Here is a 15,854-nt window from a genome sequence, read left to right on the forward strand (position 1 = left end):
ATGACCGTGCCCGAAAGCACCCGGGAGACCCGCCTCCCGCAGTCCGCGGACGCCCTGCGGCAGTGGGTCGCCCGCCATGTGGCGGACCAGGCCAGACTGCCGCACGAGGAGATCCGGCCGGACGTTCCGCTGGCCGAGTACGGCCTGGACTCGCTGTACGCGGTGGCCCTGGCCGCGGACCTGGAGGACGGGCTCGGCCTCGCGCTGGAGCCGACCGTGGCACTGGAACACGGCACGATCGGCGAGCTCGTCGACTTCGTGCTGGGAGAACTCGACAAGGAGCGGGCCGACGGTGTCTGAGGTGCGTGAGGCGGGCCGACCCGCGACGGCAGCCCAGCTCGGCGTGTGGGTGGCGCAGCAACTGCAGCCCGGACAGCCGCTCTACAACTGCGGGGTGTGCTTCGACATCGACGGAGCCGTCGACGCCGCAGCGCTGCACAGCGCGGTCGCGGTCGCGGCCGCCGAGGCGGAGACCGTCCGGATGCGCTTCACCGAGGACGCCGACGGGCTGTGGCAGACCCCCGTCCTCGACGAACTCCCCTTCCACACCGTCGACCTGCGCCACGAGGACGACCCGGCGGACGCCGCCGAACGCTGGATGCGTGCCGACCTCGCCACCCCCGTAGACCCGTCGCGGGACCCGTTGGCCGCCCACGCCCTCCTGCGCACGGCCGACGAACGCCACACCTTCTACTTCCGCTACCACCACATCGTCATGGACGGGTGGGCCCAGACGCTCTACAGCCGCCGGATCGCCGCGCTGTACACGGCCCTCACCGCCGGCCGGGCTCCCGCGACGGCACCCTTCGGATCACTGGACGACGTCCTGCGCGCCGAGGCCGAGGAGCGCGAATCCGCCGCCTACGCCCGCGACCGGGACCACCACCTCCGGGAGCTCGCGGACGCGCCAGGACCCACCGGCCCGGCCGGCCGTTCGGCCCCGGCCGCCCACAGCACCCTGCACAGCACCGTCTGGCTGGAGGAGGACCTCCTGACGGCCGTGCGGGACACCGCACGCCGGGCCCGCACCCGCTGGCCGGTCGTCGTCATGGCCGGTCTGGCCGCCTATCTCCACCGGCTGACCTCGCAGGACGACGTCCTCCTGGGCGTGCCCGTCGCCGCCCGCACCGGCCGCGCCGCACTGACGACCCCCACGATGCTCTCCAACGAGGTGACCCTGCGCGTCCCCGTCCGTGCGGAGACCACGTTCACCGGACTCGTCGGCGACGTCGGAGCCCGGGTCCTTCGAGCCGTCGCCCACCAGAAGTACCGGGGCGAGGAACTTCACAACGAGCTGGGCCGCTCCGGTTCCGCCGGCGGCGGCGTCGTCGTCAACGCCGTGACCTTCGACCAGTCCGTGGCCTTCGGCGCCCACACGGTGGTCGCCCGCCAGCTCTCGACCGGCCGGGTCAAGGACCTCTCGGTGCACGTCTACGCGACCGCCGACACGGGCAGTGGCATGCGCGTCGACTTCGACGCCAACCCCGCCCTGTACACGGAGAGCGAACTGACCGGCCACCGCGATCGCTTCCTGGGCTTCCTCGGCCGGCTGCTCGCGGACCCCGGCCGGCCCCTGGCGTCAGCGGAACTCCTCGAACCCGAGGAGCTCCGGCGCGTCCTCGCCGACGGGGCGGGGCCGACGATCCCCGTCCGCGACGACCCGCTGCCCCGGCTCTTCGCCGAGCAGGCGGCGCTCACCCCGGACGAGCCCGCAGTCGAGTGCGACGGCGCGGTGCTCTCCTACGCCGAACTCGACGCCCGTTCCGACCGGCTGGCCCGCTCCCTGGTGGCCCGAGGCGCCCGCCCCGAAACCCTGGTCGCCCTCGCCCTGCCCCGCGGCACCGGCCTGGTGGTGGCGCTGCTCGCCGTACTGAAGTCCGGCGCCGCCTACGTGCCCCTGGACCCGGACCACCCCGAGGCGCGCATCGCCGCCGTACTGGAGGAGGCCCGGCCCGTCCTGCTCCTCACGGACCGCGCCACGGAGGCCCGGCTGCCGCGGACCGGCACACCGCGGCGGATGCTGCTGGACGCCCCGGCCGCTGAGGACGACGGAACGGCCGCCGACGCGCCCACCGGGCAGCCCCTGCCGCACCACCCCGCGTACGTCATCTACACCTCCGGCTCCACGGGCCGCCCCAAGGGCGTCGTGGTCGAGCACCGCGCCCTCACCGACTACGTCCTGCGGGCGCGCGAGGAGTACCCCGCGGCCGCCGGAACCTCGCTGCTGCACTCGCCCGTCACCTTCGACCTCACCGTCACCGCGCTCTACACCCCGCTGATCAGCGGCGGCTGCGTACGCATCGCGGAACTCACCGAGGAGGCCCTGCTCGGCACGGCCAGGCCCTCCTTCATGAAGGTGACCCCGAGCCACCTGGAGATGCTGCTCGCGCTGCCGGACGAGGCCTCGCCCGACAGCTGCCTCGTCCTGGGCGGCGAGGCACTCCTCGGCCCGGCGCTCGACCGCTGGCGGGCACGCCACCCGGACGTCGTCGTCTACAACGCCTACGGTCCGACCGAGGCGACCGTCAACTGCCTCGACCACCGCATCGCGCCGGGCGCCCCCACGCCCGACGGCGCGGTGCCGGTCGGCCGCCCCTTCCGCAATACCCGGGTGTTCGTGCTGGACGGTGCGCTGCGGCCGGTTCCGGTGGGGGTGGCGGGCGAGCTGTACGTGGCGGGGGCCGGGCTCGCTCGGGGGTATCTGAACCGTCCGGGGTTGTCGGCGGAGCGGTTCGTGGCCGATCCGTTCGGGCCTCCCGGGTCGCGGATGTACCGCACGGGGGATGTGGTGCGGTGGAACGCGGACGGTGTGCTGGAGTTCGTGGGCCGGGTGGACGATCAGGTGAAGGTGCGGGGTTTCCGTATCGAGTTGGGTGAGATCGAGTCGCGGTTGTCGGCGCATGTGGGTGTGTCGGCGTGTGTGGTGGTGGTGCGTGAGGACCGTCCGGGTGACCGGCGGCTGGTGGCGTATGTGTTGGTGCGTGAGGGTGCCGGCGGGGTTGCGGATCTGCGGTCCTTCGTGGGCGAGGTGCTGCCGGAGTACATGGTGCCGTCGGCGTTCGTGGTGCTGGACGCGTTGCCGTTGACGCCGAACGGGAAGCTGGACCGCAAGGCGTTGCCGGCTCCGGTGCATGAGGCGTCGGCCGCATCGCGGAGCCCGCGGAATGCGCGGGAGGAGGTGCTGTGCGGTCTGTTCGCGGAGGTCCTCGGGGTCGACCGTATCGGGATCGACGACGACTTCTTCGCCCTGGGCGGACACTCCCTGCTCGCCACCCGACTCGCCGCCCGCATCCGGACCGCGCTCGACTGCGAACTGTCCATCCGTGAACTCTTCGACGCCCCCACCGTCGCCCGGCTCGCCGACGCCGTCGGCCGCGAAGGCCCCGGCACCGGAGCGCCCCGCACTCCGCAGCGCGTCGAAACCCGGCCGGAACGGCTCCCGGCCTCCTTCGCACAGCGGCGCTGGTGGTTCCTCGACCGGCTCGACGGAGCCAGCGCCACCTACAACATCCCGGCCGCCCTGCAACTGACCGGCCCGCTCGACACCACCGCGCTGCGGGCCGCGGTCGCGGACGTCGTCGCTCGCCACGAACCCCTGCGCACCGTCTTCGCCGAGGACGAGCACGGGCTGCGGCAGATCGTGCGCACCCCCGAGGAGGCCACGGTCGCGCTCGACACCGTCGCCACCGACACCGACCACCTCGACGCGGAACTGGCCGACGCCGTCCGCTACCGCTACGACCTGACCGCGGACAGGCCCCTGCGCACCCGTCTGTTCACCCTCGCCGACGACCCGCGCCGGCACGTCCTGCTCCTGCTGCTGCACCATGTCGCCGGTGACGGATGGTCGATGGACCGGCTGGTGCGCGACCTCGCCACCGCGTACACCGCACGGACCGCGGGAACGGCCCCCCACTGGGCGGAACCGGACATTCAGTACGCGGACTTCACCCTGTGGCAGCACCAGGTCATGGGATCCGAGGCCGACCCCGACAGCACCGTGTCACGGCAGCTGGCCTACTGGAAGGACGCCCTGGCAGGCATCCCGGACGTCCTGGAACTCCCCACGGACCGGCCCCGGCCCGCCGTCGCCACCCACAACGGCCGCCGACTGGAGTTCAGCGTTCCCGCCGCCCTGCACGCCCGCGTGCGGGCGCTCGCCGAGGAGAGCAGGACCAGTGTCTTCATGGTCCTCCAGGCGGCCCTGGGGGCGCTGCTGACCCGGCTGGGTGCCGGCAGCGACATCCCGATCGGCAGTCCCATCGCGGGCCGTGTCGACACCTCGCTCGACGACCTCGTCGGAGTGTTCGTCAACACCGTCGTGCTGCGCACGGACACCTCGGGCGCGCCCTCGTTCGGCGAACTCCTCGACCGGGTGCGGGCCACCGACGTGGCGGCCTACGCCCACCAGGACGTGCCCTTCGAGTCCCTGGTGGACGCCCTAAACCCGGACCGCTCGCTCTCCCGGCACCCCCTGTTCCAGGTGATGCTCAGCTACCAGAACACCTTCCGCCAGGACGGCATGGACGCCCTCGGCCGGATGCCGGGCATCGAGGCCGAACTGCTCGACACCGACACCGGGGGAGCGGAGTTCGACCTCTCCATCGACCTCGGTGAGCGGTTCACCCCGGACGGCGCGGCGGCCGGCATGGACGGCGGCATCCGCTACAGCAGTGACCTGTACGACCCGGACACCGCGCTCCTCCTGGTCGAGCGCCTGCTGCGGCTCCTGGAAGCGGCCGTCACCGACCCCTCCCGATCCATCCGCGACCTGGAGATCCTGGACCCGGCGGAACTGCGGCGCACGCTCGTCGAGTGGAACGCCACCGCCCGGCCCGTCCCCGACGACGCCACCTGGCCCGGCCTCTTCACCGCCCAGGCGCACCGCACCCCGTCCGCCACCGCCGTCGAGTACGCCGGTGAGCGGCTGGACTACGCCGGACTCGACGCCCGCTCCAACCGGCTGGCCCGCAGCCTGATCGCGCTCGGCATCGGCCCGGAGGACTTCGTCGCGCTGGCCGTACCGCGCTCCCTCGACCTCGCCGTCGCCGTGCTGGGCGTCCTCAAGTCCGGCGCCGCCTACGTGCCCGTCGACCCCGACGCCCCACGTGAGCGCATCCGCCAGATCGTCGCCGACACCACCCCCGCCGCCGTGCTCACCGTGTCGGCGGTGCGCGACCGGCTGCCCGTCGGGTCCGGAACCCCCGTGATCCTCCTCGACGCCCCCGCAGCCGGCGCCACCCACGACGACACCGAGGTGACCGACGCCGAGCGCACCCGGCCCCTCCTCCCCGCCCACCCGGCCTACGTCATCCACACCTCCGGCTCCACCGGCCGTCCCAAGGGCGTCGTCGTGTCGCACGCCGGAATCGCCTCGCTCGCCGCGACCCAGATCCCGGGCTTCGGCGTGGACGCCACCGGCCGGGTCCTCCAGTTCGCCTCGGTGAGCTTCGACGCGTCGGTCTCCGAATTCTGCATGGCATGGCTCGCGGGTGCCGCGCTGGTGATCGCGGCACCCGAGGAACGCGCCGCCGGCGAACCGCTGGAGCGGTTGCTGACCGAGCGCCGGATCACCCACGCCACGATCCCGCCCGCCGCCCTCGGCCTGATGTCGCCCGACAGGGTCCCGGCCGGCCTCACGGTGATCCTCGCCGGCGAGGCCTCGGCGCCGGACCTGGTCGCACGCTGGGCGGAACGCCATCGCGTCTTCAACGCGTACGGCCCGAGCGAGACCACCGTCGACGCGGCCTTCCACCCCTGCGGACCGGGCACCGCGGCGACCGTCCCGATCGGCCGTCCGTCCGCCAACACCCGGGTGTTCGTGCTCGACGCGTCGCTCCGTCCGGTCCCGGCCGGTGTGGCGGGCGAGCTGTACGTGGCGGGCGCGGGTCTGGCCCGCGGCTATCTGAACCGGCCGGACCTCACGGCCGAGCGCTTCGTCGCGAATGCCTTCGGTCCTGCCGGGGAGCGCATGTACCGCACCGGCGACGTGGTGCGATGGACGGCCGGCGGCATCCTCGAGTTCGTGGGCCGGACCGACGGCCAGGTCAAGATCCGCGGCTTCCGCATCGAGCTGGGCGAGGTCGAGTCCGTCCTCGCGGGGCACCCGGCGGTCGCCCAGTGCGCCGTCGTCGTACGCGAGGACCGTCCCGGCGACCGCCGGCTCGTCGGCTATGTCGTCCCGGGTGCCGAACCGGCGCCGGCCACCGCGCTGCGTGCCCACCTCGCCGCCGCACTGCCCGAGTACATGGTGCCCGGGGCCTTCGTGACACTGGACGCGCTGCCCGTCGGCATCAGCGGGAAGCTGGACCGCGACGCCCTTCCCGAGCCCGAGCACGAGGGCCCGGCGCAGGGACGCGGCCCGCGCAGCCCGCGTGAGGAGATCCTCTGCGAACTGTTCGCGGAGGTACTCGGCGTCACCCGGGTCGGCATCGACGAGAGCTTCTTCGACCTGGGCGGCCACTCGCTCCTCGGCACCGCCCTGGCCTCCCGGATCCGCTCCGCCTTCGGCGCGGAGATCACCATCCGTCAGCTCTTCAAGACCCCCACCGTGGCCGGGCTCTCCGAGGTGCTGGAGGACACCGGCACAGCCGGACCGGCGCGGACCGCGGTCACCGCGACGGAGCGGCCCGAGCGGATACCGCTCTCCTTCGGGCAGCAGCGCCTCTGGTTCCTGCACCGGCTCGAAGGGCCGAGCGACACCTACACCGTCCCGCTCGCCCTGCGCTTCACCGGCCGCCTCGACCAAGACGCCCTGCGCGCCGCACTCGACGACACCGCCCAGCGGCACGAGGCGCTGCGCACCCGGTTCGCGGAGGACGACCTCGGTGCCCACCAGGTGCTGATGGAAGGCCCCTCCGCCCGCCCGGAGCTGAAGGTCGCCGCGACCACTGACGACCGGCTGGACGAGCAGCTGCGCGAGGCCGCCCGGCAGCCCTTCGACCTCGCGTCCGAAGTCCCGTGGCGCGTCCACCTGTTCACCCTGCCGGACGGGCACGATGTGCTGCTCCTCCTGGTCCACCACATCGCCGGCGACGGCTGGTCCCTTCCCGTACTGGTCCGGGACATCGCCACCGCCTACGACGCGCACAGGTCGGGGACCACCCCCGCCTGGCCGCCGCTGCCGGTGCAGTACGCCGACTACGCCCTGTGGCAGCGCCGCGAACTCGGCGACGAGGACGATCCGCTGAGCCTGGCCGCACGCCAGCTCGGGCACTGGACCGAGACCCTGGACGGGCTTCCGGAGGAGCTCGACCTGCCCTACGACCGGCCACGGCCGGCCGCGGCCACCTACCGGGGCGACCGGATCACCTTCGACATCCCCGCCGAGGTCCACGAACGCGTCGTGAAGGTCGCCAGGGACTGCGGAGCGAGCACCTTCATGGTGGTCCAGGCCGCACTCGCGGTGCTCCTCTCACGCCTCGGCGCGGGCGACGACATCCCCCTCGGCACCCCGGTGGCGGGACGCACCGACGAAGCGGTGGAGGGCCTGGTCGGGTTCTTCGTCAACTCGGTCGTCCTGCGCACGGACGTGGCCGGCGACCCGGCCTTCGGTGACCTCGTGGCCCGTGTGTGCGAAGCCGACCTGGCGGCGTACGCCCACGCCGACCTGCCGTTCGAGCGGCTGGTGGAGGTGCTCAACCCGCGGCGCTCGCAGAGCCGGCACCCGCTGTTCCAGACCATGCTGACCTTCGACACCACCGAGGACCGGGTGGCCGGCGGGAAGGTGGGCGAACTCTTCGGAGCGGACACCGAGTTCCGGAGCATCGACGCCGCGGTCGCCAAGTTCGACCTGCTCTTCGGATTCGGCGAACGCAACTCCTCGCAGGGCGCGGCCGCCGGGCTGCGCGGCGCGCTGCTGTACAGCACCGACCTCTTCGACCACGACACCGCCCGCACGATGACCACCCGGCTGGTCCACCTGCTCGGCGCCCTGACGGCCGCCCCGCAGGATCCCGTGTCCGCCGCCGGTCTGCTGGAGCCCGCCGAGGAACGGCTGCTGGAGGAGTGGAACGACACCGCCAGGCCCGTCCCGGACACCACCCTGGTCTCCCTTTTCACCGAGCAGGCCGCCCGCACCCCGGACGCCGTGGCCGTCGTCCACGAGGACCAGACCCTCACGTACGCCCAACTCGACGCCAGGACCGAGTGGTTGGCCCGGTGGCTGCAGGTCCGGGGCGCCGGCCCCGAGCGGGTGGTCGCGGTGACGCTGCCCCGCGGAATCGACCTGGTCGTCGCCCTGCTGGCCGTGCTGAGATCGGGCGCCGCGTACCTGCCGGTCGACCCCGGCCTCCCGGCCGGGCGCGTCACCCGGATGCTCGACGACGCCGCCCCGCTGCTGACCCTCGACGCCCTGCCCGACCCGGACGCCGGCCTGCCCGCCGCGCCCGGGACCACCCCGCTGCGACCGCACCATCCCGCGTACGTCATCTACACCTCGGGTTCCACCGGCCGGCCCAAGGGCGTCGTCGTCCCGCACCGCGGAATCGTCAACCGCCTCCTGTGGATGCAGGACACCTACCGTCTGGGCCCCGACGACCGGGTGCTGCAGAAGACCCCGGCCTCCTTCGACGTGTCCGTCTGGGAGTTCTTCTGGCCCCTCATCACCGGCGCCGCCCTCGTCGTGGCACGGCCCGAGGGCCACAAGGACCCCGCCTACCTCGCCGAACTGATCCGGCGCGAGCGGGTCACGACCGCCCACTTCGTGCCGTCCATGCTGTCCGCCTTCCTGGCCGACCCCGGGGCGGTGGACTGCACCCCGCTGCGCAGGGTCATCTGCAGCGGCGAGGAACTCCCGACCAGCCTGGCCCGCCGGTTCGCGGAGCTCCTCGACGCCGGACTGCACAACCTCTACGGCCCGACCGAGGCATCCGTGGACGTCACGGCCTGGCCCTGCTCCGCCGGAGGCGGCCGGTCCGGCGTGCCGATCGGCCGCCCGGTGTGGAACACCACGACCCATGTGCTCGATGCGGTGCTGCGACCGGTGCCCGCCGGAGTGCCCGGAGAGCTCTACCTGGGGGGCGTGCAGCTCGCTCGGGGGTATCTGAACCGTCCGGGGTTGTCGGCGGAGCGGTTCGTGGCCGATCCGTTCGGGCGTCCCGGGTCGCGGATGTACCGCACGGGGGATGTGGTGCGGTGGAACGCGGACGGTGTGCTGGAGTTCGTGGGCCGGGTGGACGATCAGGTGAAGGTGCGGGGTTTCCGTATCGAGTTGGGTGAGATCGAGTCGCGGTTGTCGGCGCATGTGGGTGTGTCGGCGTGTGTGGTGGTGGTGCGTGAGGACCGTCCGGGTGACCGGCGGTTGGTGGCGTATGTGTTGGTGCGTGAGGGTGCCGGCGGGGTTGCGGATCTGCGGTCCTTCGTGGGCGAGGTGCTGCCGGAGTACATGGTGCCGTCGGTGTTCGTGGTGCTGGATGCGTTGCCGTTGACGCCGAACGGGAAGCTGGACCGCAAGGCGTTGCCGGCTCCGGTGGTGGAGGCGGGGGCGGGTGCGCGGGGTCCGAGGGATCCGCGGGAGGAGGTGCTGTGCGGTCTGTTCGCGGAGGTCCTCGGGGTCGAGCGGGTCGGGATCGATGACGACTTCTTCGAGCTCGGCGGGCACTCCCTGCTCGCGACGCGCCTGGCCAGTCGTATCCGGACCGCGCTGGACACCGAGCTGTCCATCCGTGAGCTCTTCGACGCCCCCACCGTCGCCGGCGTCGCCACCGCCCTCCTCCGGTCGGACGGGCCCGCTCGCGCCGCACTGCGCCGTGCCGAGCCCCGCCCGGAGCGCATCCCCCTCTCCCCGGCCCAGCGACGTCTGTGGTTCCTCGACCGGCTCCAGGGCGCGAGCCCCGTGTACAACATCCCGGCGGGGCTGCGCCTCAGCGGCCCCCTCGACATCGCGGCCCTGCGCGCCGCCCTGGCCGATGTGTCCGCGCGGCACGAGTCCCTGCGCACCGTCTTCGCCGAGGACGAGGACGGTCCCCACCAGGTGGTGCTGGACCCGGCCACGGCCGCCAGGGACCTCACCCCGGAGCCCTCCGGCGAGGACACCCTCGACCGGCAGCTCCAGGAAGCCGCACGGCACGCCTTCGACCTGGCCGCTGAGGCGCCCTGGAAGGCCCGGCTGTTCCGGCTCCGCCCCGACGAACACGTCCTGCTGCTCGTCATGCACCACATCGCAGGCGACGGCTGGTCCATGCCGCGCCTGGCCTGCGACCTGACACTCGCCTACACCGCCCGGTGCGAGGGGGCTGCCCCGTCCTGGGCGGCGTTGCCGGTGCAGTACGCGGACTACACGGTGTGGCAGCGGGAGATCCTCGGGTCGGAGAGTGATCCAGGGAGTCATGTCTCGCGGCAGCTGGATTACTGGAAGGAGCAGTTGCGGGAGCTTCCGGAGGAGCTGGAGCTGCCCACCGACCGTCCCCGGCCGGCCGTCGCCACCCACCACGGTGGTGAAGTGGCGTACGAGATACCGGCCGTCCTGCACGAGGCCCTCTCCGCGATGGCGCGTGAGCAGCGGGCGAGCCTGTTCATGGTGGTGCAGGCGGCGCTGGCGGTGCTGCTGACGCGGCTGGGAGCCGGTACGGATGTCCCGGTGGGCACCCCGATCGCGGGACGCACGGACGACGCCCTCGATGACCTCGTCGGCTTCTTCGTCAACACGCTGGTGCTGCGGACCGACACCTCCGGTGACCCGACCTTCGCCGAACTGGTGGGCCGGGTGCGGGAGACGGACCTCGCCGCCTACGCCCACCAGGACATCCCCTTCGAACGCCTCGTCGACGTGCTCGCCCCAGAGCGCTCCCTGTCCCGGCACCCGCTCTTCCAGGTCGCGCTGTCCTTCGACGCAGCCGACCAGCAGGCCGCCCTGGACGCTCTCGCGCAGCTGCCCGGGATCGACCTCACCCACCACCGGGTCGGCGCCAGCGCCGCCAAGTTCGACCTGTCCTTCGCCTTCCTGGAACAGCGCGAAGCCAAGGGGGCGCCCGCCGGAATGCGCGCGACGCTCGCCTACCGCACGGATCTCTTCGACCACGCCACCGCCGCCGCCCTCACCGAGCGGCTCCTGCGGCTCCTGGAGGACTTCGCCGCCCGCCCCGGCCGGCGGATCAGCGAACCGAGCCTGATGGACGAGGCCGAACGGCGCCGGGTGCTCACCGAATGGAGCGTCGCCGACCGGACCGCCGAGGTGGCCACGATCCCCGCCCTCTTCGAGCGCCAGGCCGCCCGGACACCCGGAGCCGTTGCCGTGGAGGACGGACAACTTTTCTACACCTACGCCGAGTTGAACGAGAGCGCGAACCGGCTCGCGCATACCCTGATCCGGGACGGGATCGGCCCCGAGGACCTGGTGGCGCTGCGTCTGGGGCGGACGGCCGACATGGTCGTCGCCGTCCTCGGCGTACAGAAGGCCGGAGCCGCCTATCTCCCCGTCGACCCGGAGCTGCCCGCCGCCCGCATCCGCTCGCTGCTGGCCGGCACCCGGCCGGCGTTCGTCCTGGACGCCCTTCCCCCGGAAGGAGCCCGGACTGCGGGCGCGGCACCCCTCACCGACCCGCGCGACACGGACCGCAGGCGGCCGCTGCGCCCGGAGCACCCGGCCTACGTGATCCACACCTCGGGCTCCACCGGCACCCCCAAGGCGGTGGTGACCACCCACGCCGGAGCGGCGAGCCTCGCCACCCTCGCACCCGGATACGGCATCGGGCCGGGACACCGGGTCCTGCACTTCGCCTCGTTCAGCTTCGACGTCTCCGTCTTGGAGATGTGGACCGCGCTCTTCACCGGCGCCACGCTCGTCCTCGCCCCGGCAGCGGTCCGAACCCCGGGAGCGCCGCTCGTCGACTTCCTGGACCGGCAGCGTATCGACTTCGCCAAGCTGCCCGCGTCGGTGGTCGCCGCGCTGCCCCCGGGGGCGGAGCTGCCCGCCGGTCTGACCACGCTGGTGGTCGGCGGGGAGCAGAGCACCGCCGAGACCGTGCGCAGACACGCCCGGGGCCGACGTGTGATCAACGCCTACGGACCCACCGAGTACACGGTGAACTCCCTGGTGAGCGAGCCCCTCACGGGAGCCGGTACACCACCCGTGGGCCGCCCGGTCGCCGATGTGCGCGCCTATGTGCTGGCTGCGGACCTGAGCCCCGTCCCGGCCGGAGTCCCGGGTGAACTCCACCTCGCCGGCCCCGGTCTCGCCCGCGGCTACCTCGGCCGCCCGGACACCACCGCCGAACGGTTCGTCGCCTGCCCGTTCGGTGCCCCTGGGCAGCGGATGTACCGCACCGGAGACCTGGTGCGCCGGCGCGCCGACGGCGTCCTCGTCTACCTGGGTCGCACCGACGACCAGATCAAACTGCGCGGCTTCAGGATCGAACCCGGCGAGATCGAGGCGGCCCTCACCCGGCTGCCGGACGTGGCCCAGGCCCGGGTCGTGGTCCGCGAGGACCGGCCGGGGGACAGGCGCCTGGTCGCGTACGTGGTGGGCGACCGGGCCCCGGCGCCCGCGGCACTGCGCGCCGCACTCACCGACGTCCTGCCCGACTACATGGTGCCCGCCGCCTTCGTGCACCTGGCAGCCCTGCCCCTGACCCGCAACGGCAAGCTCGACCGGGCCGGACTGCCCCGGCCCGACTACGGTGCCGAGTCCACCGCCCGGGCACCGCGCACCGCGGTGGAGGAAGTGCTCTGCACGCTCTTCGCCGAGGTGCTCGGCCTCGAACAGGCGGGCGCCGACGACGAGTTCTTCGCCCTCGGCGGCGACAGCATCATGTCCATCCAGCTCGTCGGCCGCGCCCGCCGGGCGGGACTGGTCCTCTCCGTGCGGGACGTCTTCGCGCACCGCACCCCGGCCGCGCTGGCCCGCGTTGCCGAGGACGCCGGTACCCAGGAGGAGGCCGGGCACGAGGACGGGACCGGTGTCGTGCCCCTCACCCCCGTGATGCGGTCGTTCGCCGAGCGGGGCGGCCCGGTGGACCACTTCAGCCAGTCCCATGTGCTGCGGGTCCCCCCGGACCTGGAGCACCGCGACCTCGTCGCGGCACTGCAGGCCGTGCTCGACCACCACGACGCGCTGCGTGCCCGGCTGCGCACCGACGGCCCCGAGTGGCTGCTGGAGATCCCGGCCCCGGGCAGCGTGCCGGCCGGGCCCTGCCTCCGCCGCGTCGACGCCGACCGGGTCACCGGGGAGGAGTACGACGAGCTCCTGCTGGCCGCGGGGACGGCGGCGCGGCGCGAACTGTCGCCGGAGAACGGGCAGATGGTGCGAGCCGTCTGGTTCGACCACGGCCCCGGCCGGCCCGGCAGGCTGCTGCTCGTCGCCCACCACCTCGTGGTCGACGGAGTCTCCTGGCGCATTCTGCTGCCCGACCTCGCCGAGGCCTGGCGCGCCGTGACCACGGGCGGCACACCCCAACTGCAGCCGGTGGGCACGTCGCTGCGCGGCTGGGCGCTCCGCCTGACCGAGCGGGCCGCCGCACCGGAGCGGGAGGCCGAACTCCCGCTCTGGGCCGGGACACTCGACCGCACCGCACCGCCCCTCGGCGTACGCCGCCTCGACCCGGCACGGGACACGCACGCCACGGGCGGCCGGGTCACCGTGACCGTGCCCGGCACCGTGACGAAGGCCGTTCTCGGCTCGGTCCCCGCCGCCTACCAGGCCGGAGTGGACGACGTCCTGCTGGCCGCCTTCGCGCTCGCCCTGACCGAGACATCGCCCGGCTCCACCGTCCTCGTGGACCTGGAGGGGCACGGCCGGGAGGAGGACGCGGGCGGCGGCGCCGACCTGTCGCGCACCGTGGGCTGGTTCACGAACGCCTACCCCGTCCGCCTCGACACCGGCACCCTGGACCGAGCCGAGTCCTGGGCCGGCGGACCGGCCGCGGGACGGCTGCTCAAACGCGTCAAGGAGCAGCTGCGCGGCTACCCCGACCGCGGGATGGGATACGGCATGCTGCGCCATCTCAACCCGGCGACGGCGGCCGTCCTGGAGACCCTGCCCCGCCCCGAGATCGGCTTCAACTACCTCGGCCGGTACAGCGTCGGGACCTCGGGGGCCGCCGACTGGACCATCGAGGCGGGCATCGCCACCGGACCCGAGCACGACCCGGGAATGCCGCTGCCGCACGTGCTGGAACTCAACGCGGCCACCAAGGACACGCCCGAGGGCGCCGAACTGGTCGCCACCTGGACCTTCGCGGCCCAACTGCTCCGGGACGACGACGTGCGGGAGCTGGCACGCGCCTGGGTCCGCGCACTGGAAGCACTCGCCACCCATGCCGAACGCCCCGACGCGGGCGGACTGAGCCCCTCCGACGTGGCTCTGTCATCGATCGGCCAGAGCGAGATCGACGAGTTCGAACAGGAACTGCAAGAGGAGTGGGGAACGCTGTGAGCCGACCGCAGACGACCATCGAGGACATTCTGCCGCTCACCCCGTTGCAGGAGGGACTGCTCTTCCACAACGTCTACGACGAGTCTGGCACCGATGTGTACACCGGCCAGGTCGTCTTCGACCTGGAGGACCCGCTGGACGCCGGCACGCTGCGGGCGGCCTGCACGGCCCTTCTCGACCGGCACACCACGCTGCGGACGTGCTTCCGGCAGCGCAGGTCGGGGGAGTGGGCGCAGCTCGTGCTGCGCAGCGTCCCGCTCGCGTGGCAGGAGGAGTACCTCGGGGACCTCGACCCGTCGGACCGCGCGGAGGCGGCGGACCGCATCGTCGAGGCCGACCGGCTCAAGCGGTTCGACCCGGCCGCACCCCCGCTGTGGCGGCTGACCCTGATCGGCCTCGGCGAGGGCCGTCACCGGCTCGTCCTGACGTTCCATCACACACTGGTCGACGGCTGGTCGCTGCCCCTGCTGGTACGCGAGATGATCGCGCTGTACGCCGCGGGCGGCGACCCGTCCGGGCTGCCGGCCGCACGCCCCTACCGCGACTACGCCGTCTGGCTCTCCGCACAGGACCGTGCCGCGGCCGCGGACGCCTGGCGGGACTCGCTCGACGGTCTCGGTGATCCCACTCTGGTGGCCCCCGGGGCGACGCGCGCGCCGGTGGTTCCGGAGCGGGTGCTCGGTGAACTGAGCGAGGCGGACACCGAGCGGCTGACCGCCTGGGCCCGTGGCGCCGGCCTGACGCTCAACACCGTGGTGCAGGGCGCCTGGGCCCTGCTTCTGGCCCGGCTGACCGGCCGGGACGACATCGTCACCGGCAACACCGTGTCCGGCCGCCCACCGGAGGTGGACGGCATCGAGTCGATGGTCGGCATGATGATCAACACCGTGCCGCTGCGGGTGCGCCTGCGCCCGGCGGAGACGGTCGCCGGCCTGTTCGCCCGGATCCAGGACGAGCAGTCCCGGATGCTGCCCCATCAGCACATCGGTCTCGCCGAGATCCAGTCGCTCACCGACCTGCCCGGCGGCGAACTCTTCGACAGCCTCTACGCGTTCCAGAACTACCCCTCCAGCGGCGCCGGCCGCGACGGCCTCGGGGACACCCTGCGGATCTCGTCCGTCGCCACGCACGACGCCGCCCACTACCCCCTGACGCTGGTCGTCGGCCCCGGCCGCACCCTGCGCTTCCACTTCGACCACCGCCCCGACGTCCTGGCGCGCCCGCGCGTCGAGGCCCTCGCCGAGGCGTTCACCCGCCTTCTCGCCTCTGTTCCTGATGTTGCGGGGGTGGGTGTGGGTCGGGTTGAGGTGTTGTTGCCGGGTGAGCGTGAGGGGTTGTTGGGGTTGGGGGGTGGTGTGGGGGCTGCTGAGGTTGAGGGTGTTGGTGGTGTGTCGTTGGTGGGGTTGTTCGAGGAGCGGGTGAGGTGTGCTCCGGGTGCGGTTGCTGTGGTGTGTGGTGGTGAGTCGTTGACGTATGCGGAGTT

At 73.1% G+C, this 15,854-nt stretch carries 3 protein-coding genes (1 of these 3 running past the window's edge); all 3 read left to right on the forward strand.

The annotated features are described in order from the left end of the window. Tightly spaced (each overlapping or abutting the next), the 3 genes in view from OG611_RS20540 to OG611_RS20550 form a layout consistent with a single transcriptional unit that may run on beyond the window. The gene (locus tag OG611_RS20540) at positions 1 to 300 is read left to right on the forward strand and encodes an acyl carrier protein (protein WP_266422150.1); all 300 of its coding nucleotides are present in this window, start codon (positions 1 to 3) and stop codon (positions 298 to 300) included. After that, positions 293 to 14,371, forward strand: a complete 14,079-nt coding sequence (locus OG611_RS20545; protein WP_266422153.1) for a non-ribosomal peptide synthetase — start codon at positions 293 to 295, stop codon at positions 14,369 to 14,371. The genes OG611_RS20540 and OG611_RS20545 overlap by 8 nt, the downstream gene beginning before the upstream one ends. Beyond that, positions 14,368 to 15,854: the start of a non-ribosomal peptide synthase/polyketide synthase gene (locus OG611_RS20550; protein ID WP_266422156.1), read on the forward strand. 19,084 nt of this gene lie beyond the right edge of the window; 1,487 of the gene's 20,571 nt are visible here — the first part of the coding sequence; its start codon is at positions 14,368 to 14,370; its stop codon lies off the right edge, out of view. Before OG611_RS20545 ends, OG611_RS20550 begins: the two co-directional genes overlap by 4 nt.

This window comes from Streptomyces sp. NBC_01363, from assembly GCF_026340595.1.
Taxonomy (GTDB): Bacteria; Actinomycetota; Actinomycetes; order Streptomycetales; family Streptomycetaceae; genus Streptomyces.

What these genes read in the sequence shown, in the direction of transcription:
- OG611_RS20540 (WP_266422150.1), top strand. Translation starts at nt 1, where the DNA reads ATGACCGTGCCCGAAAGCACCCGGGAGACCCGCCTCCCGCAGTCCGCG.